The organism is Alkalimonas amylolytica, assembly GCF_900107845.1.
Classification (GTDB): domain Bacteria; phylum Pseudomonadota; class Gammaproteobacteria; order Enterobacterales; family Alteromonadaceae; genus Alkalimonas; species Alkalimonas amylolytica.
In genome coordinates, this window is the sequence record NZ_FNRM01000003.1 from 535,614 (window position 1) to 556,918 (window position 21,305).

At 53.9% G+C, this 21,305-nt stretch carries 21 protein-coding genes; 7 read left to right on the forward strand and 14 right to left on the reverse strand.

The window, feature by feature from the left end; translation table 11 throughout:
* The first annotated feature begins 69 nt into the window (after window positions 1-69).
* Genes BLW37_RS08790 through BLW37_RS08800 form a run of 3 tightly spaced genes read left to right on the forward strand, consistent with a single transcriptional unit; the run spans window position 70 to window position 2,957 of the window.
* The gene (locus tag BLW37_RS08790) at window positions 70-1,023 is read left to right on the forward strand and encodes an alpha/beta hydrolase (RefSeq protein WP_091341933.1); all 954 of its coding nucleotides are present in this window, start codon (window positions 70-72) and stop codon (window positions 1,021-1,023) included.
* Window positions 989-1,681: a response regulator transcription factor gene (locus BLW37_RS08795; protein ID WP_091341934.1), complete on the forward strand. Its 693-nt coding sequence runs from the start codon at window positions 989-991 to the stop codon at window positions 1,679-1,681. The genes BLW37_RS08790 and BLW37_RS08795 overlap by 35 nt, the downstream gene beginning before the upstream one ends.
* On the forward strand, window positions 1,674-2,957 hold the full coding sequence (locus BLW37_RS08800) for a sensor histidine kinase (RefSeq protein ID WP_091341936.1): 1,284 nt from the start codon (window positions 1,674-1,676) through the stop codon (window positions 2,955-2,957). Before BLW37_RS08795 ends, BLW37_RS08800 begins: the two co-directional genes overlap by 8 nt.
* Here BLW37_RS08800 and BLW37_RS08805 read toward each other — a convergent pair.
* From BLW37_RS08805 to BLW37_RS08855, 11 genes are all read right to left on the reverse strand, one after another.
* Window positions 2,913-3,662 (reverse strand): DUF3307 domain-containing protein, encoded by a 750-nt coding sequence (locus tag BLW37_RS08805; protein WP_091341937.1) that lies wholly within the window; start codon window positions 3,660-3,662, stop codon window positions 2,913-2,915. The two genes, BLW37_RS08800 and BLW37_RS08805, sit on opposite strands and share 45 nt — an antisense overlap.
* Window positions 3,659-4,297: a hypothetical protein gene (locus BLW37_RS08810; RefSeq protein ID WP_091341939.1), complete on the reverse strand. Its 639-nt coding sequence runs from the start codon at window positions 4,295-4,297 to the stop codon at window positions 3,659-3,661. The genes BLW37_RS08805 and BLW37_RS08810 overlap by 4 nt, the downstream gene beginning before the upstream one ends.
* A gap of 119 nt (window positions 4,298-4,416) precedes the next feature.
* Window positions 4,417-4,770 (reverse strand): AzlD domain-containing protein, encoded by a 354-nt coding sequence (locus BLW37_RS08815; RefSeq protein WP_091341941.1) that lies wholly within the window; start codon window positions 4,768-4,770, stop codon window positions 4,417-4,419.
* The gene (locus BLW37_RS08820; RefSeq protein ID WP_245785665.1) at window positions 4,763-5,464 is read right to left on the reverse strand and encodes an AzlC family ABC transporter permease; all 702 of its coding nucleotides are present in this window, start codon (window positions 5,462-5,464) and stop codon (window positions 4,763-4,765) included. Before BLW37_RS08820 ends, BLW37_RS08815 begins: the two co-directional genes overlap by 8 nt.
* Before the next feature lie 9 nt (window positions 5,465-5,473).
* A complete protein-coding gene (locus BLW37_RS08825) occupies window positions 5,474-6,796 on the reverse strand; it encodes a DEAD/DEAH box helicase (protein WP_091341943.1) in 1,323 nt (440 codons plus the stop codon).
* A gap of 42 nt (window positions 6,797-6,838) precedes the next feature.
* Window positions 6,839-7,168, reverse strand: a complete 330-nt coding sequence (locus BLW37_RS08830) for a DUF6172 family protein (RefSeq protein WP_091341945.1) — start codon at window positions 7,166-7,168, stop codon at window positions 6,839-6,841.
* Between the two features lie 198 nt (window positions 7,169-7,366).
* Window positions 7,367-10,414, reverse strand: coding sequence for an efflux RND transporter permease subunit (locus BLW37_RS08835; protein WP_091341947.1), 3,048 nt, complete (start codon window positions 10,412-10,414; stop codon window positions 7,367-7,369).
* Between the two features lie 13 nt (window positions 10,415-10,427).
* A complete protein-coding gene (locus BLW37_RS08840; protein ID WP_245785666.1) occupies window positions 10,428-11,498 on the reverse strand; it encodes an efflux RND transporter periplasmic adaptor subunit in 1,071 nt (356 codons plus the stop codon).
* Window positions 11,495-12,037: a TetR/AcrR family transcriptional regulator gene (locus tag BLW37_RS08845; RefSeq protein ID WP_091341949.1), complete on the reverse strand. Its 543-nt coding sequence runs from the start codon at window positions 12,035-12,037 to the stop codon at window positions 11,495-11,497. The genes BLW37_RS08840 and BLW37_RS08845 overlap by 4 nt, the downstream gene beginning before the upstream one ends.
* Before the next feature lie 198 nt (window positions 12,038-12,235).
* On the reverse strand, window positions 12,236-12,424 hold the full coding sequence (locus BLW37_RS08850) for a hypothetical protein (RefSeq protein WP_091341951.1): 189 nt from the start codon (window positions 12,422-12,424) through the stop codon (window positions 12,236-12,238).
* Between the two features lie 25 nt (window positions 12,425-12,449).
* Window positions 12,450-13,232 carry a ferredoxin--NADP reductase gene (locus tag BLW37_RS08855; protein WP_091341953.1) on the reverse strand — a complete coding sequence of 261 codons (783 nt, stop codon included), beginning with the start codon at window positions 13,230-13,232 and terminating at the stop codon, window positions 12,450-12,452.
* A 361-nt stretch (window positions 13,233-13,593) separates the two neighbouring features.
* On the opposite strand from BLW37_RS08855, the gene BLW37_RS08860 reads away from it, so the two are divergent.
* On the forward strand, window positions 13,594-14,409 hold the full coding sequence (locus BLW37_RS08860) for a substrate-binding periplasmic protein (RefSeq protein WP_091341954.1): 816 nt from the start codon (window positions 13,594-13,596) through the stop codon (window positions 14,407-14,409).
* A gap of 164 nt (window positions 14,410-14,573) precedes the next feature.
* Window positions 14,574-15,908: a serine hydrolase domain-containing protein gene (locus BLW37_RS08865; protein WP_091341956.1), complete on the forward strand. Its 1,335-nt coding sequence runs from the start codon at window positions 14,574-14,576 to the stop codon at window positions 15,906-15,908.
* A 60-nt stretch (window positions 15,909-15,968) separates the two neighbouring features.
* Here BLW37_RS08865 and BLW37_RS08870 read toward each other — a convergent pair whose 3' ends face one another.
* Window positions 15,969-16,496, reverse strand: a complete 528-nt coding sequence (locus tag BLW37_RS08870) for a cytochrome b (protein WP_091341957.1) — start codon at window positions 16,494-16,496, stop codon at window positions 15,969-15,971.
* A complete protein-coding gene (locus BLW37_RS08875; protein WP_091341959.1) occupies window positions 16,489-17,484 on the reverse strand; it encodes a catalase family peroxidase in 996 nt (331 codons plus the stop codon). Before BLW37_RS08875 ends, BLW37_RS08870 begins: the two co-directional genes overlap by 8 nt.
* A 304-nt stretch (window positions 17,485-17,788) precedes the next feature.
* Here BLW37_RS08875 and BLW37_RS08880 point away from each other — a divergent pair, with 304 nt between their 5' ends.
* Entirely contained in the window at window positions 17,789-18,556 is a 768-nt protein-coding gene (locus BLW37_RS08880) for a DNA/RNA non-specific endonuclease (protein ID WP_091341961.1), read from the forward strand.
* Between the two features lie 134 nt (window positions 18,557-18,690).
* Here BLW37_RS08880 and BLW37_RS08885 read toward each other — a convergent pair whose 3' ends face one another.
* On the reverse strand, window positions 18,691-19,851 hold the full coding sequence (locus BLW37_RS08885; RefSeq protein WP_091341962.1) for an MFS transporter: 1,161 nt from the start codon (window positions 19,849-19,851) through the stop codon (window positions 18,691-18,693).
* A 268-nt stretch (window positions 19,852-20,119) separates the two neighbouring features.
* On the opposite strand from BLW37_RS08885, the gene BLW37_RS08890 reads away from it, so the two are divergent.
* Entirely contained in the window at window positions 20,120-21,286 is a 1,167-nt protein-coding gene (locus BLW37_RS08890) for a MerR family transcriptional regulator (RefSeq protein ID WP_091341964.1), read from the forward strand.
* Window positions 21,287-21,305: the final 19 nt, after the last annotated feature.

Here is a 21,305-nt window from a genome sequence, read left to right on the forward strand (position 1 = left end):
TTCACAGCTTCCCCCTTATGCTGCCCCCTTTCAAACCAACAGCTGACTATTTAGCGTAGGAGCCCGTGCATGAACCTCATCAAAATCAGAACATCACTACTCACCATAGCTGGAGTGGCCGCGGCCTTGGCTGCTGCCTGGTACAGTGTATTTGGCTTAAAACCTTATACCGTTACGCCCACACAGATTGCTGAGCGATACAGCTATTCGATGATTCAGCCAATGACCATGCAGTTAGAGTCCACAGACAACACTCATTTCAGCTTTAGCTATCGCAGCTTTGACGGGGCTGTGGTCAATGGCCAGCTCCGCTATCCGTTGCCGCTTTCAGACAGCAGTAAGCCGTTACCCGTTTTGATTGGCGCTCATGCCATGGGGCGCTCCCAGGTGCGTTGGTGGCAAGACAGTTATAATGGCCGTCCTACCCTGGAGAGTACCGACCAGATCACCGCTATGGCACTAGCCAATGGCTATGCTGTCGTCACCATTGATGCCCGTAACCATGGCGAGCGGAAAGATCCGTCGAACGGCATCGCTGAAATTATAAGAAATTTGCATTGGTGGGGTAAACGCGAACCCTACGAGGCTATGTTAATTGATACCGTTCGAGATCATAGGGTATTACTGGACTTGCTAACAGAGCTTCCGCAGTTTGACCCCAATAATATCAACATTGCTGGTTACAGTATGGGAGCACACATCAGCTTGCTGTTGGCAGGAAGCGATGCACGCATCAACCGGGTTCTGGCTATAGTACCACCGCATATCAACAACACCACAGCCATAGTGGCGCCAAAAAATATGCTGGCAGGGCTGGCCGATAATCCTATCTGGCTACTCAGTGCAAACCAGGATGAATACGCCAGCAAAAAGCAGAACAGCCACTTGTTTGCCGCCTTTCCGAGCCCCGATAAAAAACACATTACCTTTGACGGCGGCCACCTGTTACCGGCAAGCTATGTGCAGACTCTTGATGACTGGTTCAGACATGATGACAGCGCCACTCAGCGTATTACTGATTGAAGACAACAGCAGCATCAGCGCCAATATTGCCGATTATTTTAGCCAGCATGGCGCTGTGCTGGATTTTGCCGTACAAGGCCAACAGGGGCTGCAGCTGGCCTTACAGCATTACTACGATGTGGTGGTGTTGGATTTGATGCTACCAGTCATGGACGGGCTGACGCTGTGCAAAGCACTACGCAGTCAGGCCAATCGCCATATACCGGTATTGATGCTTACGGCCCGTGATACCCTGGATGACAAGCTGCATGGCTTTGCCTGTGGTGCTGATGACTACCTGAGCAAACCCTTTGCCCTGCCCGAGCTATGGGCTCGCTGTCAAGCACTGACCCGCCGACCGCTGCCACCGGCATATCAGGTGCGTGTGGGTGAGCTACTGCTCAATAAGCAAAGTCGTCAAATCAGCCGGCAGGGGCAATTGCTGCAGCTTAAACCCATTGCCTGGCAAATCCTGTGTTTGCTGATCGAGGCGTATCCCAGGCCAATGAGCCGAACTGAGCTTTGTCGCCGGATCTGGGGGGATGAGCCTACCGAGTCGGATGCTTTGCGATCGCACTTGTATCAATTGCGCAAGGTGTTGGATCAGCCTTTTCCAAAGCCGATGCTTAAAACCCTGCATGGAGTTGGTTTTGCCCTGGAGCTAAGCAGCGATGATTAAAAAGCACTCGATACACCGGCGCATGCTGGCTGCTTTTGCACTAACTACCCTGCTAATCGCGCTGCTGTTTAGCCTCACCACCTTCTTGTTTGCTTACCACATCGAAGATCGCTTTTTTACTGGCCAGCTCATTGATGAAGCCAAACGGGCGGAGCAACAACTGACAGCAGGTAGCTCCCCCGAACCGCAGCTTGCTTACATTCGCTACTACAGCAACGCGACCGCTTTGCCATCCGAGTTGCAAAGCGTGATACAAAGCCAGCCTAACCGCACCGAATTTAGCGGCCAGGAGCAGCGGCACTATCATTTACAGCGCCTGTCCCAGGGCTACTTGCTGGCAGAAGTGAGCCAGCATTTGATGGTGCGTGAGCTTCGCCCCTTGATGCTGAAATTCCTGCTGGTACTGCTGCTGACCACCTTGCTGCTTAGCTCAGGCCTGGCCTGGCTGATTGGCCGCCAGCTGCTTAGCCCACTGCAACAACTCACCGCCTTGCTTGACAATACGTCCCATTCATCGCTGCCTGCAGAATTTGCCGCCCGCTTTAAGCCCAATGAAATTGGCCAACTGGCAACAGCATTGGAGCAAAGTTGGGCCCGAACCAATGCCTTTATCGAGCGAGAGCAGTTGTTTACCCGTGATCTGTCGCATGAACTGCGAACGCCAGTCACCATCAGTCAGGGGGCACTTAGCTTACTGACAGCGACAGCCTTGAAGAAAGATCAACGGGAACTGGTCGGCCGAATAGAAGCCGCCCAACAACAAATAGCGCAGTCGATGGACACTTTACTGGAACTGGCCCGTGAGCCACAGCCAGAGCCGGGTCGCAGCATGCTGCTGCCGATGGTTGAGCAGAGCATCTTGCAGCAACACAGTCGGCTTGCCGGCAAAGATATTGAACTGGAGCTGGCCATTCCTGACACTAGCGAGATTGCCATGGCCGAGGCCCCTCTGTTGATTTTGCTGAATAATCTGCTGGCCAATGCCTTTAGTTACACCCATAGCGGCAGCATCCACATTAGCTACCAGAACCAGCAGCTTATCGTGAAGGACAGCGGCCACGGCATTCCGGCAGCGTTACAATCGCAGCTATTTAGCCCCGGCACCAAAGGCCCAACGAGTCAGGGCCTGGGTATGGGCTTATCCATTGTCAGCCGCTTGTGTGAGAAATGGCAGCTGCAGTACAGCATCGAAAGCTCTGCTACCGGCACCTGTGTACGAATTACTTTTCCATTATCCCAACAACTGTACCACCCCAATGCCCAGCACCAGGGTTAGCCCAAGGCTGAGTAAAGAGCCAAGCAGGATGTACTCGGTTAAGGCCCGATCATTGGCATTGCGTAAATCGCTAAAGCGCAGCACGGATTTGGCGGCGATGACAAAACCCACACCGCCGTATTGCCCGACTAAAATCAGGGTCAACACCAGCACCCGCTCCATCATGCCAATCCAATGACCAGCTGTAGGCAAGCCTGAGCCGGCACCAGTGGCTGGTGTCGCAATTTGATTCAGGACAAAGCCAATCACCACCGATGCCGGCTTTAATAGCAGCAAATAAGCCAGCACCAACAGCAACGCATTAGGGTTAAGCATGAGTTGTGCCATAGCCAGCAACTGCGCCATGCTGGTGTCTGTTAGTGCCAGCCAGACCAGCACAATCACCAGCATGTGCAGCAGCTGATCCAGTAAAAAGTAGCGAAACCCCGGCCGATAGGACTTGGCCACATCAATCAGGCAATGGCTGGCCGCAATCAGCAGCGCCGAACCAAGCAGCAACCAGGCGCTCAGCATCGACCAACTGAGCCAATGCCACAGACTAAGCACCGCCAGGGTCAGGCCAAAATGCAACAGGCTGTGATAATAAAGTGCAGCGGCGCGCCAGTGCTGGCTGGCTCTGGCTTGCACCCAGGCGGTGGGCTGAAAGAAAAAATCGGCCAGCACATGGGCCAGCACCAGGCTAAGCAGTAAGCTCAGATCGGTCATGATGGGAGACTCCGGCAAATATGCTGCTCGCAATAAATCAGAAATGCCTGCAGCAATTGATAATCGACATGGCTGTTATTCAGTAGCTTGGTGACATTGGCTCTGGAGGTCCCGAGCTTTTGAGCAATGGCCTCGTGCGCCAGTCCGGGGTTGATCAGATGCAGCAACACGGCTTCGGCCTGACGGGCGGTCAAATTTGCCACCATCGCATCGGCCATCCGAACCGGCACGGCTAAAATAGCCTGCAGCTCACTCTGCTGACAATGGATCTGCAAACGCTGGGATCCGCTCAGGCTATCCAGCCCGGTACCGGATAAGGTAAAAGCCGGGCCGGTGGCACTTTTAATGTCCTGCCGTAAGTTGGTCACTTCACCAATGCCAATGCTGATTTTACAATCCTGCGCCAGGCTGAGCAGGGTTAAACGTATGCTGATGGCCAGTTGCACCCCATACTGGGGTTTGGTCAGCAGCAATTGAAAAGCATCGCCACGATAAAAATTGTAACTCAGCCCCCAGGTCTCGACCTGGGACGCAAACAACTGCTCCAGCTGATACAGCACGCTATCGTACTGCACGGCTTTGATGGCACGGGATTGGACTAAATCACCGGTTAACACGGCATAGCTGGTTGGCATCGTTGGCTTTCATCGGTTGACTTAGCCTAAAGTGTAATCGAAAAAAGTTACAAGTAAAGCTTGAAACCAAATTTAGTTACAAATACAAATGTAACCAAATACAGATACAAAAACACGCCTCATCCACCCGTCATCAGGCGAGCCAACAGAATAGCCAAACCATAGATACTCACCCCTGCCAGCACCGGCCAACCGAGTGATTTGGTCCACAGCCAGGCCATCAGCGCAGCAAGAGCACCTAACAAGGTGGCAAGCCAGGCCGACCAACCAACTGTCGCCGGCACCAGCGAGACACCCAGCATGGCCGCAATCATTAAGGGACCAAGCACACTAAGCCACCCAGGGATGGCCGCCAGGCCGCCTTTGCGCTTTTGTTTTAACAAATGGCGCTGCATCCAAAGCAAAGGCAGTAAACGCATGCAGAGGGTACCCACGCTGACCAGTAGCAATGCAAACCAGAAGCCGTTATCCATCAAGACGCCCTCCGGCCCGTGCATGCAAAGTCGTCAGATAAAAGCACAGGGCTCCGGATGCAGCGGCCAACGGGATCGACGCATTGGTAAAGCCATACAGGGTAAGCACCATGGCCACGCCGATGGTGCAACCCAGTGCAATGCTCCAGCTGCGGGAGGTAAAACGGGGCGCCAGCAGCACCAAAAACAGGGCCGGCAGCGCAAAAGGCATGATCTCGCCCAACAAAGGCCAGTGCCGGCTCAGTTCTTCACCGGCGATGGCTCCAGCGGCAGTGCCAGCCACCCAGCTGAACCAGGCCAGCAACATAGCACCGCTGTACCAGCCTAAGCGCTGCCCGGCAGGCAACTGTGGCAGGCGGCTCAGCGCCAGGGCAAAGATTTGATCGGTCAGACCATGGCTTAAAAAAGGCCACCAACGACTTTTGGGCAACCAGGGCGCTATACTTGGCCCGTACACCACATGACGCGCATTAATCAGCAGCGTCATCACCACCACCAAGCTCCAGGGTGCACCAGCCGCCACCATCGCCACAAATAGAAATTGCGAAGCGCCCGCATAAATCAGGGTCGAAATCAGAATGGTATGCCAGACACTAAAGCCTGCCTGCACCGCAACCATGCCAAAAGAAATGGCCACAGGGATGTAACCACCCAGCAAAGGGGTGGCTTCGCGAGCTCCGGTTTGCCAGCTCACTCCCCCCCCTTACTTACTGCGGCCAGCTTTGGCCTTTGGCCTGGCATTGACTTTTGATGTAGCAGTGGCTTTCGGCTTAGTCTTGGTTTTTGAGCCAGCCTTGCCTGAGCGCTCCAGGTCAATAGTGGTTTCGGATGCCTTATTGGCACGCCCAATCAGCACCTTGCGCGAAATACTTTTTAGCAGCGAATCGCGAGTACTGACTTCAAAACCAGGTTTGGAGATGCGTTGAATGGTAGTGCCCATCAGCTTTTGAATACGCTCTAAGCTTTGCTCTTCTTCACGGCTGACAAAGGAAATGGCATGGCCGCTCGCCCCGGCCCGGCCGGTACGGCCGATACGGTGCACATAATCTTCCGGTAAATACGGCAGATGAAAGTTCACCACATAATCCAGGCCCTGAATATCCAGGCCACGGGCTGCCACTTCGGTGGCAATCAATACCTGCAACTTGGCTGATTTAAAATCAGCGAGTGCACGGCGCCTTGCCCCCTGGCTTTTATCGCCATGACAGACCGCCGCTTCAATACGGCGTTGCTGCAGGCCAGCTAACAAACGGTCTGCCTGCTCTTTGGTGCTGGTAAACACCAACACCTGAAACCAGTTCTGCTCGGCCAGCAGCTGTTCAAATAACTCGATTTTGCGGCTTTCTTCCACCGCATACACCACATGGTTCACTGTATCCGCTGCGCTGTTGGTTTTGGTCACCCGAATTTGCTGGTGATTCTTCAGGATTTTATGCGACAGCTCGTTGACCGCAGGCGAGGTGGTGGCAGAGAACAACAAGGTTTGCCGGTTGTTTGCTGTCATCTGCAGCAGTTTCAGCACATCGGCGCTAAAGCCCATATCCAGCATGCGGTCGGCTTCATCCAGCACCACAAATTCCACGTCGCTTAACATCACGTTACCAAGCGCCAGATGTTCCAGCAAACGGCCTGGGGTGCTGATGACCATGTCTACGCCAGCCGCTAATTTATTGGCCTGGCCGCCCATCTTCACTCCGCCGAACAAGGCAGTTACGCTCAGCGGCAAAAACTGCGCATATGCCGTGATTGCGTGGCCAATTTGCTCGGCCAGTTCGCGGGTCGGTGTTAAAATCAAAGCCCTTGGCCGACGCTGTTGGCTCGCTTTGGGTGTATCCAGCATGCGCTGCAACAGCGGGATGGCAAAAGCGGCGGTTTTACCGGTACCGGTTTGCGCCGTGACCTGCAAATCCTTACCGCGACGTGCTGGCACGATGGCCTGGGCTTGCACCGGCGTCATCTCGCTGTAGCCGCATTCGACCAGAGCGCGCTGTAAATCTGCCGCTAAATCTAAAGATGAAAATTGCATAGGAGTTCCTCTGTAGAATAGCTACAGTTTAAAAAGGGAAAATTAGTCACTGGCGCCGTCAAAGTCGCCATCTGTATCGTCATGGCGATCGCGCGGCTGGTGCTGGCAGGCTCTGGCCAGAATTTCGAGATAAAAGCCGGGCATTTCCTGCGCTACAGCTGCATCGATGTGTTTATTGATGTCCGAGGTGAAAATTTTGACAGCCACATCTTCGGTGGCGCCAAAGCGGCAATCAAAGGTCCAGTAGTCCATGCCAGCTGGCAGCGCTTTGCGCCGCTCCCGGTTCAGGTACTTTTTGATTTCATGCTTGATGGCGTCCACCCAACGCGCTGGTTTTAGCTTGGGGTGCGTTAACGCGAATGTCTTTTTCATACCTATCCTACCCATGTGCGCTTACCAGAAAACCTGACTGCGCTTAGAAAACGCGCATTCTACATGGAAGCGTAGAAGATAACCGCCACTATCTGCAATTTTTGGCCAATCTCATGCAAATAAGCAGTCACTCACGGGCACATTGTTCAAGGGTTTTAGCCATGCCCCGGCGCTCAGCCGGGGCATGCTGCGAGCCGATTAACTGTTTTTTGCGCTTCGAATGTTTAACACCACGGCATAGAGGGTAGGCACCGCCACCAGCGTGAGGATAGTGGCAAAGGCCAGCCCCCCCATAATGGTCACGGCCATGCTGTTAAAAAAGGCATCCCACAGCAGCGGCAGCATGCCGAGAATGGTGGTGAGCGCAGCCAGGATCACCGGGCGGATCCGGCTGACGCTGGCCTGCACGATGGCCTCTATCTGATCCGGGAGCTGCTTCAATTGCAGGTCGATTTCATCCACCAGCACGATGGCGTTTTTCATCAGCATGCCCGACAGGCTTAAAAAACCCAGCAAGGAGGTAAAGCCAAAGGGCAAGCCAGAGAGCAATAAACCAGCCGTTACACCGCAAATCGCCATTGGCACGATCAACCAGATCACCAGCGGTTGTTTCAACGAACCAAACAGCAAAATGCTGATCACCAGCATCACCAGAAAACTCAGTGGCAGCTGGTTGGCCAGTGAAGCCTGGGCTTCGGCAGAGTCTTCGTACTCACCGCCCAGAGTTAACCGGTAGCCGGTCGGCAACTCCAGTTGCATCAGCTCGTCCTTAATCTGCCTGAGCGCCTGATCGGCTGTGATGCCAAGCCTGGGTTCGGCTTCCACCGTCAGGGTACGGACCCGGTCGCGGCGATGAATGCGCGCTTCCTCACTGCGGGTTTGCAGCCCGTCGATCACCTGAGTGATCGGAATGTAGCTGTTGTCCACCGAGCTCCAGATCATCCGGTCATGCAGATTATCCACACTGAGGCGTTCATGCGCCGGTGGCCGCACCACGATTGGAATTTGGCGATCGGCTTCACGGTATACCCCGCTTTGCACTCCGGTGGTGGCCAGCTCCAGTGTTTGCGCCAAATCAGTCCGGTTCACGCCGGCGACCCGGGCCCGCTCTTCGTTAAAGTCCGGTACAATCACCAACTCCGGCTGACGCCAGTTCTGACGAATATCGGTAATCCCCCCACTGGCCCGCATAATGCCTTCCACCTGCTGTGCATAACGGCGCAACTCGGCTTCATTGGCTCCGGACAAACGCACCTGCAATTTAGCACCGGCACCCGGGCCAAACATTAGCTGCTGGGTATAGAGGGTGCCCTGTGGCAATTCGTGTGGCAACTGCTGCCGCAGCCGCTGCATCAAGGGCGGGATCTGATCGCGGTGTTCGGTTCTTACAATCAGCTGGCCATAGGCCGCATTCGGTTGCTCAGGTGCATAGGTCAACATAAAACGGCTGGCACCACCGCCAATAAAGCTGCTTACCGACACCACTTCGGCTTGCTGCAGCATAAAATCTTCGAGATGGCCGATATCGCGGGCGGTGGCGTGGATATCCGAGCCCTGCGGCAAGTAGTAATTCACATAAAAGATCGGCGTATTCGAAGCCGGGAAGAACACCTGCTGGATCCGGCTAAAACCGGCCACACTGCTGACGGTAAGGAGTACCAGCACGCTAATCGTCACCCAGCGATGACGCAGAGTCAGCTGCAGCAAGCGGGCGTAGTGGCCATAAAAGCGACCGGCGTAGGGATCGACGCTGGCAGAGCCTGAAGCAGGCTTAAACAGATAATGGCCAAACAAAGGCGTCACCGTCATCGCCAACACCCAGCTTAGCAGCAAGGAAATACCAATCACGGCAAACAGGGAAAACAGAAACTCGCCGGTTGCATCCGGTGATAAACCAATACCGGCAAAGGCCATAATGCCAATCACGGTGGCTCCGAGCAGCGGGATCTGAGTGCGAGCGGCAGCTTCACTGGCCGCCTGACGCGAGTGCATACCGCGCTGCATCTTGATCAGCATGGTTTCAGCCACCACGATGGCATTATCCACCAGCATGCCCATCGCAATGATCAGCGCTCCAAGTGAGATCCGCTCCATTTCAATGTGCCAGAGCCGCATAAAAAATACCGTGCCCAGCACCGTCAGCAGCAAGGTAGCGCCCACCACCAGGCCAACCCGCCACCCCATAGCAAGGCACAGCACAGCAATCACTATCAGCACCGACAGCGTCAGATTAACAATGAAATTATTGATGGCTTTTTCCACCACCAAATGCTGTTGGTAAATCGGCTGCAGCGTGACGCCAAGCGGGATTTGCGCCTGCAGCGACGTCAGATGTTGATCGACCGCTTTGCCCACATCGACGATATTGGCATCGCTTAACCCCGCCACCGCCAGGGTAAAAGCCGGTTGGCCGTTAAAGCGGATCAGCTTCGAAGGCGTTTCCACCGCTTCTCTGCGCACCTCGGCCACATCGTAAATGCTAAGCTGCTCGGTTGAGCCCGGATTGCCAATACGCACATGTTCAATCGCAGCCACTGAATCCAGTCCCGGCTTATTGACCAGCCGCACCCGTTTATCGCCAATCAGCACCGAGCCAGCCGGGGCCACAGCATTTTCGGATTGCAGGGTATCGACAATGGCAGCGGGCGGTAAGCCCAGCCCCAGCAGGCGCTCATGCGGTATTTCAACATAAATGGCTTCTTCCGGCTCGCCGGCCGTTTGCACCTTGGCCACCCCTGGTACCGTGAGCATTTCCCGCCGTAAAAAAGTTGCAAGCTCGCGGATCTCGCGATCGCTGAAACCTTCAGTGGTGACGGCATAGAAGATGCCAAACACATCACCAAAATCATCATTGACCATCGGCGGCAGAACGCCGGCTGGCAGCTGCGGTCGGATATCGCTGACTTTACGTCGCAGTTCATCCCAGATTTGCGGCATCTGCCGGCCATCGTACTTGTCCTGAATTTCGACCCGAATTTCCGACATGCCCGGCATGGATTTGGAGCTGATGCGTTTTAGCTGTGACAGCTGCTGAATGGCCGACTCCATTTTTTCCGTCACTTCCCGCTCGACTTCCTCGGCCGTAGCGCCCGGATAAGGCGTCATCACGATGGCTTCTTTTAAAGTAAAGGCAGGATCTTCCAAACGGCCTATGGTGGCAAGCGCCCACAAGCCGCCAAGAAAACATAACAGTACCAACATCCAGGTGCTGATTTGATTATCAATGGCGTAACTGGCAATTTTCATGCGGCGTCCTTACTCAGTAAGCCTGAAAAGGCCGCACCCGCTGCCCCGGTTGCAACTGCGCGTGGCCAGCCGAAACCAACTGATCGCCATACTGCACGCCACTTAGAATATCGACCTGCTGGCCATGGATCTGGCCAAGCTGCACCTGAACCCGCTCTACGGTTTGGCTGTCACTAAGGTAACGCCAGACATGAAATTGTTCCGGTGTGGCGGTATCTATGGCCGATAAAGGCACCGATAAGCTGCTTGGTTGCTGGGTACGCTCAGTGACCACACTCACGGTCATGCCCGGCATCAGGTTCACTTCTGGGATCCGCGCCAGAGCAAAGGAGACCCGATAGGTTTGCGTCATCGGATCGGCTTCGGTGGCGTGTTCGCGATACACCAGCGGGTAGGCAGCATCCTGCCCCGGCAAGCGCACCGATACCTGATAATCGGCACTGTCATTGACCAGGCGCATCAATTGCTCCGGTACATTGATGTGCACCCGAAGCTCACTGATGTTCTGCACCCGCAGTACCGGCGTGCCAGCTGCCACAGTGGCATAGCGCTCAATCAGACGGCGGGTGATCAGGGCATCAAAAGGAGCTTCCAGTTGGGCGTGAGCAATATTGCGGCTGGCATTCTCCAACGCTACTTTGGCTAGTTCGTAACTGGTTTGCAGCTGTTCAAAATCCGATGGCGTTAATATGCCCTGCTCGCGCAATGGCCTCGCCCGCTCCAAATCGCGTTTGGCCTGATCCAGCTGCACCCTGGCTTGCTGCAACGCCAACTGATAATCGGCAGGATCAAGCGCTGCTAACACCCCGCCGGCTGCTACCACCTGACCTTGCTGCACCGCAAGCTTCGTGACCTGACCTCCAACCTGAAATGCCAGATCGACCGTGCTGACCGCATCGACCCGGCCAACAAAGCTGCGGCTGCTTAGCTGCGAGTCGCCATTGGCCATAACCAGTTTCACCGTGACAGGCGCAAGCTGAGCCTCATCCTCCGGCGCCTTCGAGCAGGCAGTCAGCCCCAGCAATAACAGCAGAGCCATCAGCGCAGCAGTGCCCTGATTTATCGAAGAAAAAAGCCTGCTCATGGCATCAGCTCCTTAGCGCGGCGCAGCATGTACTGCAGCAACTGGTCTTTTTGCGGTGCATCCAGTGGTGAAATCGACAACATATCCTGGAACCAGAGCGCATCGCAGGCCAGCATCAACAACATCGCTTCCGGGTTATCACCGCTTTCCGCATTGATATCGCACAGCAGATGCCGACAAGCCTGCTGCACCGGGTTGAGCAGTCCTGGCTGCTCGGCTGCAGCAGCCAGAATGGCCATAGCGGTATTGCATTGCACCTGCTCACTTAACTGAACATGCGATTTAATCATGGCGGTCAGCGCATTGTCGCCCTGCGCCAGCAGTTGCTGCCGGCCAGCTTCAGTGTCATCCACCAACTGTTGCACCATGGCGGTGATCAGCGCTTCTTTGCTGGGGAAATGGTACAGCAAGCCGCCTTTGCTAAAGCCACTGACTTTGGCGACTTCATCCAGCGTCACCTTGCCCGCGCCCTTCTCGGCGGCCACGCTCAGTGCCGCTTCAATGATCTGCGCTTTGGTGACCTTGGCTCGTTTGTTCATGATCCACCCTCAAAAAACCGTCTGGTTGGTACAGTAATGCGAATAGTATACCGTCCAGTTGGTGCAGTAAATAGTCAATGAAGAATTCAGTCATCAGAAATGCAGGGCTTGCAACGATCGAAAGCTTTGCTGCAATTGGTTGGGTTTCCTGAAATACAGCAGGCACTTGATAGCTTGCATGCTGTATCCGGGGGTGGTCTATCGGTTGGCTTCAGGTGTGCCTGCATTCAGGTCGGTTAGATCGAGCCCGAGAGTGGTCATAACCTCAGTCATCAACCAGGTAATCTGTAGGTACTTTTCTTCCGGACTCAGTCCGTTTTCAATCATTGGCGTCTCAAGGCCAAGCTGCATTAGCGCATGCTGAACGGTGGCTGCGGCTTCACTCATAACACTATTCCTGCAAAAAAGTAGTCTATTTTTCCAAAAAAGCCTGCTCGATGACGTAATCGCCGCGCTGACGAGAGTTGGCTTTGCTAAAACCTCGGGCATTTAAAATAGCCATGGTGTCATCCAGCATGGCTTGATTACCGCACAGCATAAACCTGTCCCGCTCCGGGCTCAGTGGCGGCATACCCAAGTGCTCGGTGAAGATGTCCGACTCCAGTAAGCTGGTGATCCGCTGCTGATGCAAGGCATGGCGGTAGGCTTCACGCGTTACTGTGGGGTGGTAAAGTAATTTGTCACGTACCCAATCACCAAAAAACTCATTGTTAGGGAGCTCATTGCAGATGACATCCTGGTACGCAAGCTCAGACACAGTTCGCACGCCATGGACCAGAATCACCTTGCTGAATTGCTCATAAATGGTCGGATCCTTAATGATGCTCATAAAAGGCGCCAAGCCGGTTCCGGTGGCCAACAGATACAGATTCTCGCCAGGCGTCAGGTGGCCTGCGACCAGAGTGCCGGTTGGACGGGTCGAGATATGCAATGTCTGCCCCACCTGTATATGTTGCAACCGTGAAGTCAAAGCCCCATCCGGTACCTTGATGCTGAAAAACTCCAGCTCATCTTCGTAATTTGCACTGGCAATGCTGTAAGCCCTCAGCAGTGGCTTGTTGTCCACTTCGATGCCAATCATCACGAACTGACCATTTTCAAAGGTGAAGGTAGGACGACGTGTGGTTTTAATGCTAAAAAGCGTGTCATTCCAATGATGAACCTGAGTCACCGTTTCAGTGATGGTACCTCTCATAAACCCCTCATAACCAGTCTACTCAAAACAACCAACAAACAACGCCACTGCAGTCGTTTGCGCCGCTTGAAAAGCGAAGATCACATTAAATATGTGATGGTATAATACCCGAGTAAAACACTCAACTATTTATCCGAGTATTTTAGTCAAGTATTGCTAAGGAGTTTACGAAAAGGTTTAGCAAATGGACCAAGAGGCCATCGGGTTAGCCTAACTCCAGGAAAGATGCGATCGATCCAAGCTCTGTATCAGACCTTAATTATCGCTAAGCAAATTATCCTTGGTGATTGCATCAGTCTGCACTACCATCAACCAAAATGACTGCTGTAGCAGTTCTTTCACGAACCACACAGGTGTTTGCATGGTGTACCGATTTGTGCTGGCGTTACTTTTAGGGGTTAGCGGTTCACTGCACGCGACCAAACCAGACCCAGCGCCAGCGCCAGCGTTGCAATTTCTGACCGAGCACAGCCCGCCAGGCGAGTACCTGGATGAAAACGGTGAGCTGGCCGGTGTGACCTTCGAACTGCTACGTAGCATCTCAGAGCAGCTCAATGAAAACGTCCACTTTGAATTAATGCCCTGGGCAAGAGCCTTTGCCATGGCCACAACACAACCGAACACGGCCTTGTTTGAAACAACCCGGACACCGAGTCGTGAATCCTTATTCCAATGGGTAGGCCCGCTAAAAATTCATCGCATCGCGCTTTATGCCAGAAAAGATCATTTTAATGTGGCAGTTCCCCCCGCGTATTGGCCGAAGCACTATATCGCCTGCGAGTACATTCAATCGGTGTATCTCGATAAGCTTATCGAGCTGGGATTTAATGAAGAGCGCAATTTGTTCAAAACAGTACAACATGGCGACTGCTTCAATTTGTTGCTGCGTGGCCGGGTCGATATTATTTTACTCAGTGAGACGTCGGCAGCGCTCAGAGCACAAGAAGTTGAAGAGCTGGGTATTGAACTGGTGCAGTTGAACGGCTTTATCGAAACCCGCCAGTACCTGGCGTTTAGTCGTGATGTACCTGTTGAGCGTGTAGCGCGCTGGCAGCAGGCGCTGCTGCAAAGTTACCGGGATGGCCGCATGCGGGCCTTGTATCACTCGGTTTATCCTGAAGAAATGATTACCGCGCTGGAGCAGGTAGCAACAAAGCCGCACGAAGTCGCCAATTGACTGGCCCCTGAAAAGCACAACGCGTTCGCCAGAAACCTTTGCCTTCAATGTTTAGCTTTGAATTCATGTAAATCTGCGCCCTTGGTGACGGGGGGTTAAAGCCACTGGAGCAACAAGCTATTCACTGTTAAGCTGAATTAAGCCACATAACAAGGAGCAGTGCTATGGGTTTAGCCAGTCCGCAACGGATAGTCGCATTCCTTCTCACCGTTTTAATGGCGGCGGGTGTTTTGTCCGCTACAGCGACAGCTTCACTGAAAGAGCCATTAAATGCCGAACAATCCGATCCACGAACGCTCGGTTGGATGCAGGGTTTTCCACCGCCGGTGGAGAAACGGATCACTCAGCCCGATAGCAACTTCTTTAGTTTCCCAAAGTTACGCTGGAGCGTGTGTCACATGCGTGAGTTACTGCCTACTGCAGCCATTCCGCGCGCCATCGACCACTATGCCCCACTGCCAGAAGCACTCATTTCGTCGATTGACCAATTGCAGTTCACTCCTACAGGGACCAGCACACCCATCAGTTGGCAAGAGAGCCTGGCGGCCAATTATACCGATGGACTTTTGGTGCTCCACCGCGGCAAGGTGGTGTACGAGAGCTATCGGGGCTGTTTGGGCCCACAACAACATCATGCCGCGATGTCGATGACCAAATCCATCACCGGTTTATTGGCAGAAATGCTGATTGCACAGGGGCAGCTTGATGAGAGCATTCTGGTTGGTCAGCTGATACCTGCACTTCAGGGTTCGGCCTTTGCCAACGCGACGGTGAGGCAGGTGATGGATATGACCACTGCGCTTCAGTACAGTGAAGATTATGCCGATCCAAATGCGGATATCTGGCAATACAGTGCTGCGGCTAACCCGCTGCCTAAGCCTGCCAGCTATCAGGGGCCAGTCGGTTATTTTGAGTATCTGATGACTGTCCGGGCCGCGGGAGAGCATGGCAAGGTGTTTGGCTATAAAACCGTCAACAGTGATGTATTGGGCTGGGTGCTCGCCACCGTAACTGGTAAACCCTATCACCAGTTGGTATCTGAACTCTTATGGCAGCCATTGGGGATGCAACAGGATGCCTACGTGACTGTCGATGGACTCGGCACCCCCTTTGCCGGTGGCGGTATCAGTGCCACCCTGCGGGATTTGGGCCGTTTGGGGCAAGCACTGCTGGATGCAACACTAGGTAAACCCGGCATCATAGCGCCAGAGCTGGCTCGCAGCATTCAGGCCGGTGGTGATCAAGCGGCCTTTGCGGACGGTTTTAGCAGTTTAACCGGTGGCAGTTACCGCAGTATGTGGTGGGTCTTTCATAATCCGCATCAGGCTTTTGCTGCCAGGGGTGTGCATGGGCAGACCATTTACATCGACCCGACCGCTGACATGGTGATTGTGCGTTTCGCCTCGCATCCGGTTGCCAGCAACAGCGCCAATGATGCGACCTCGTTACCGGCTTATCAGGCATTGGCAGAGTTCTTGTTGCAACAAAACTCAGACTGACTCTTTTCTTAAAAAGGTCACTGCACCAAGCAATGCCGTGACCTTCTCGCACGCCATGAGCTATTTTCGTACCATACTGCGAAACACTCCATCCCGCTTAATCAAGCCGTGATAGAGCGCGGCACAACTATGCACCACGATCAGCAGCACCAACAGCAGCGCTGCCCAGCCATGAATTTCGCGGAACAAGCCGTACAGGGCTAAATCGGTATGAAGCAAGGATGGCAATGGCAGCCCAAATAAGCTCAGTGGCCGGCCGGCCGCGTTTTGCATTAAATAGCCGGATAGCGGCATCACAAAGAGCAACAGATAAAAGCCAAGTTGCGTGAGCTTCGCTGCCAGTTGCTGCATGTTCGGCACACTAGCAGGTAATGTTGGCGTATCTGAGCGCAGACGAATGATGAGGCGCACCACAATCGCCAGCAAGGCAATCAACCCCATGGCTTTGTGCCAGGCCAGCAGTTGCTGCTGCCAGGGCCCCAGTGACTTGACCATGGTTAAACCGGCAAATAGCAGGCTAAGCACTAACGCTGCCATCAGCCAATGCATCACCCGCATGGCAAAAGGATAAGACTGCGGCTTATTCATTGGCACCTCCGGCAAACTGCTGCATCAAGACTTCGCGGGCCCGGCGCCGGTGCGATTCGGCATAGGCGGCTGCGCGGGCGCGTAGAATCGGGTCTGCCGATGGTGCAAAGCCAGCAGGCAGCACCAGGGGGTCGAAATTAAGCGCATTGCAGGCGCCCTCTTGCTGCACGCTGGCTTGTTCAATCACAATAGTACCGGCACTGAGCTGTGGGTTGGTTTCCGGCCAGGGAATAGTGGCGTCGGCCGGATCATCGTTGGCAGTTGCCAGGGTAAACTGCACATCAAAGCGGACCGGCCCTTGCTGCAGCCGATTGAAAAACTCCTGCTGCAAGGCATCTGGTGCTTCTTCGTCCGCAATGACGCCAGCATCATCGGTCAGTGGCAAGGCCGCCCAGCGCACTGCCTGCCGTTTGCCTTGCCGGTCAACCAGATAAAAAGCATTAATGCTATGGTAGCGCTCAGTGGCATAACTTTGGCTTGGCTGATAGTGGCTACGCCACTCTAGAAAATGCGCAGTTTCCGGATGGTCAGCAAAAAACTGCGGCACGGTATTGCTTTGAATGGCCAACAGCTGTTGATAAAACTTTTCCGGCGTCGCTACCGCCATCACCGGCGGTGTATTCATCGCAGTGCGCCACTGGTCCGCCGTGTCAGGCAAAATGGTTAGCGCCAGGCTTCTGACTGGTGCGCGCAAATCGGGTGCCGTTGGGTTATTCCCGGCAATGGACATGCGGCCAATAAAGGGGTAGCTGCCAGGCTGCAATGCTTTGGCGCTGGAGTAAGCGGCTAACTCACCAGAGGCCTGAAATTCGCCACTAATACAAAAACCATTCGCATGAGCGCGCCTAAAGCCCATCTGAATTGTGTCGCCTTGTTGTAAATTGACAAAATCCTGGGCACTGACCGGTGCCCGGCCACTCACAGTAACCGCATACACAGCAGCCGCTACGACGGCTCCCGCCGCAGCAGTAAATAGAACATATCGCATAAATATGGCTTCTTTTCGTTAGAAATTAGGATGACGCTGGAGACCAATCAAAGAGTACGCTCTCAAGGGCAATGCGATCAGTGAATTGCAGCACTAATTTCGGCAGCAATTGCCAGATCCCTGCCGGGTGGTCGGCGGTAGCTAAGGGTTGGTGCAGCAAAACCGTACTAAGCAAGCCGTTGATCTGCCCCCGATAGTTCAACTAGCGCTCACGTGTTGTCATTCAAAGTTAATCCCAGAGTCACATTGCACTGATACCGTCCCCTTGGCACTAGCCGCTTACCAACAAAAACCAGGACCCACTATGAACTTACTACGTGTAACTGCAACGCTTTTGCTGTTCATTGCCAGCTTTGCTATCTATGCACAAAACTGTGCTTATGGCTGCCCGACGGGTGCATCCGGTCAATTCATTGAACGGCCAATCTATACACTGCAAAACAACGCCAACACCAAGTTTGCAGATTGGGTGGCATACCGGGTCACCAGCCAGACGATTGATGGCCCATCCCGCAATCGCAATTGGCGGCAAGATCCTATCATTCATGCCTCCCAAACTTTGATACCCTCAGATTACAATGGTGCCCATGCAACTCTAGGCACTGATCGCGGCCACCAAGTGCCATTAGCTTCATTCAGCAATACAGAGCACTGGGCTACCACGAACTACTTGTCGAATGTAACGCCTCAGGCGGCAAACCTGAATCAAGGCCCCTGGGCACGCCTGGAAAATGCTGTTCGGGTTTTAGCACGCACTGGCCAGGATGTTTACGTTGTGACCGGCCCCTTGTATGAGTGGCACTTTGGCACCTTACCAGGTACTTCGAAGCAACACACCATACCTTCGGGCTACTTCAAGGCAATCGTTACCGATAACAATGGCTGGGTTGAAATGTCTGCTTTTATTATGGAGCAAAGCCTGGCGCGAAACGCTGACTACTGCAGTTACGAAGTAACGGGCTTCAATGTGGAATACCGCACAGGTTTAAACATCATGCCTAATTTACCGGGCTATAAAGTAGGCCCTATATTTGGACAAACTGGTGGGCTAACAAAAGAGCTTGGTTGCTAGTGGTATGTGCGCAAAGCTGAGCTGAAACATACCCGGCGTAGCTGATGCAATCCGGCTTAATAAAACCATAAATCTGATTGCACAGCTGCGCAGTTTTATCTTGCTCGGGCTAACTTTTATCTGCCTGCTGGCGACTATGCCCTGCTGCGGCGCATATCCGGCAGCCAGAATGCCAGTATGCCCAGTAGCGGAAACCAGGCACACAGCTTGAAAATAAAACCAATACTGGTTGCATCTGCCAGCATGCCAAGCACTGCCGCGGCAATGCCACTGATGCCAAACATCAGGCCGTAAAACAGCCCGGAAATCATCCCCACCCTGGCCGGCATCAACTCCTGAGCAAACACAATAATGGCTGAAAAGGCCGACGACATCACCAGGCCAATCAGCACCGTTAATAGCGCCGCACCGAATAAGTTGCTGTAGGGTAGCATTAACGCCAGCGGTGCCGCGCCCAGGATCGATGCCCAGATCACCCACTTGCGGCCAAAGCGATCACCGATGGGACCGCCGGCCACCGTGCCCACCGCGATGGCGGCTAAAAACAAAAATAAAAACAGCTGCGAATCGGCTACCGATACGGCAAATTTTTCGATCAGATAAAAGGTGTAAAAATTCGTCAGGCAGGTCATGTAGACGTATTTGGAGAAAATCAGCAGCGCCAGTACCAGCAGTGCCTGGCGGGTTTGACGGACGTTCAGGCCATTGCCCTGTTTTGCCGCACTGCCAAGCCGTTGTCTGGCATTGGATTGCACCACCCAGCGGCTTACCCGCGTCAGCAGCATAATGCCCGCAATGGCAAACAGGCAAAACCAGCCGATACTGCCCTGGCCGCGCGGAATAATGATCATCGCGGCCAGCAAAGGCCCGAGCGCCGAGCCGGCATTGCCACCCACCTGAAACATCGCCTGCGCCAAACCATAACGCCCGCCGGAAGCCATGCGTGCGACTCTGGCTGCTTCAGGGTGAAAGGTTGATGAGCCCAGCCCTATCATCGCCGACGCCAACAGCAGCATGTCATAACGCTGGGCCAGGCTCAGCAGCACCAGCCCCAGCAGGGTAAACACCATGCCGAGCGGCAGTAAAGCCGGTTTTGGATGTTTGTCGGTATAAAAGCCGACAGCAGGTTGCAGTACAGAAGCGGTCAGCTGAAAAATCAGCGTGATCAGGCCAATCTGAGTAAAGCTGAGCGCATAATCCTGTTTTAGCATCGGGTAAATGGCCGGCAATACCGCCTGGATCAGATCATTGAGCAAGTGCACCACACTCACCGCACCGACCACCGGCAATACCATCAACGCTGGCGCTGTGATAGGCGACGGCGACAATTCCACTGTTTTATCAAGGCTAGTCACAACAAAACAACCTGAAGGGGAAAAGCCAGCATTATATACGTAATTTCAGAGTCTATGGCGCTTGTTTTGCCACCTTGCGGCCTAAAAAAGCCTACCGTTGATCGCTGTTATGCATATCGCATTGTTGCACTTTCAACAGACTTCATCGCTTGACTCGTCTATAACTTTACAGTTTATGCTGCACTTTACTTTGGCAAAGGATCCGGCGATGTATCGAATATCTGAACTGGCCCAACTGGCCGGACTATCGCGTACCGCTTTGTTGTATTACGAAAAGCAAGGATTGCTGCGCGCGCAACGCCAAAGCAATGGCTATCGGCTCTATAGCGAGCAAGACAGGCAGCGACTGTATTTGCTGCAACAACTGCAGGCAGGAGGCTTGTCGCTTAGCGAGTGCAAAGCCTGCCTCGATGCCAAGTTAAACCAAAGTTTGCTGCAGGCCCGCCTGCAGAAACTGGATCACGAAATAGCACAAAAGCAGCAGGCGCGGCATTTGCTGGCAAGCTTGTTAGGGCATTCAACGCTGCGCGCCTGGCATCAGGCCATTGACCAAGCAGCGCCGGATGCTCATTTATCCTGGCTAAAACAGCAGGGTTTCAATGAAAAAGAAGCCCTGCGCTTAAAATGGTTATCACACGATATGAACGAACACGAACAGTACATGGCGGACTTTATGGCCGTCTACCAGGGCTTAAACTATTGGGCGCCCGGCAGTGCAGAGGATACCTTGCGTGCGCTGGCACTATTGTCACCGCCACCTGCCACCCTGCTGGAAATTGGCTGTGGCAAAGGCATTGCCACCACCCTGCTGGCACAGCATACCACTGCCAGCATCACCGCAATCGACAACGAGCCTACGGCTCTGGAGGCTTTGCAGCAGCAACTGGAAGTGCTGGGGTTCACCAAACGGGTGACGGCACTTTGCACCAGCATGACGGAGCTGCCTTTTGCCGAACAAAGCTTTGATGCGATTTGGTCGGAAGGCTCTGCCTACATCATGGGCCTGGTGCAGGCACTGCGCTACTGGAAGACATTCTTAAAACCTGGTGGTTATCTGGTGCTGAGCGAGCTGGTTTGGCTGACGGATGCACCAAGCCCGGAAGCGCGTGACTTCTGGCAGCAGGGCTACCCGGATATGCAGAACATCGCCACCTGCATCCAACGAATGCAGGACGCAGGCTACCAACTGGTGGATCAGTTCTCACTCAGCGACCAGGCCTGGCAAAATTACTACCAGCCGCTGCAAGAGCGCATAGATGCCATGAAACCGCAGCTGCCAAACTCAAGGGCTTTGCTGGATAGCCAACAAGAAATCAACATCTACCGGCAGTACGGCGCTGAGTTCGCATATCAGATGTTTGTGCTTCGGGGTTAGTGTTTTGGGTACGGACGCT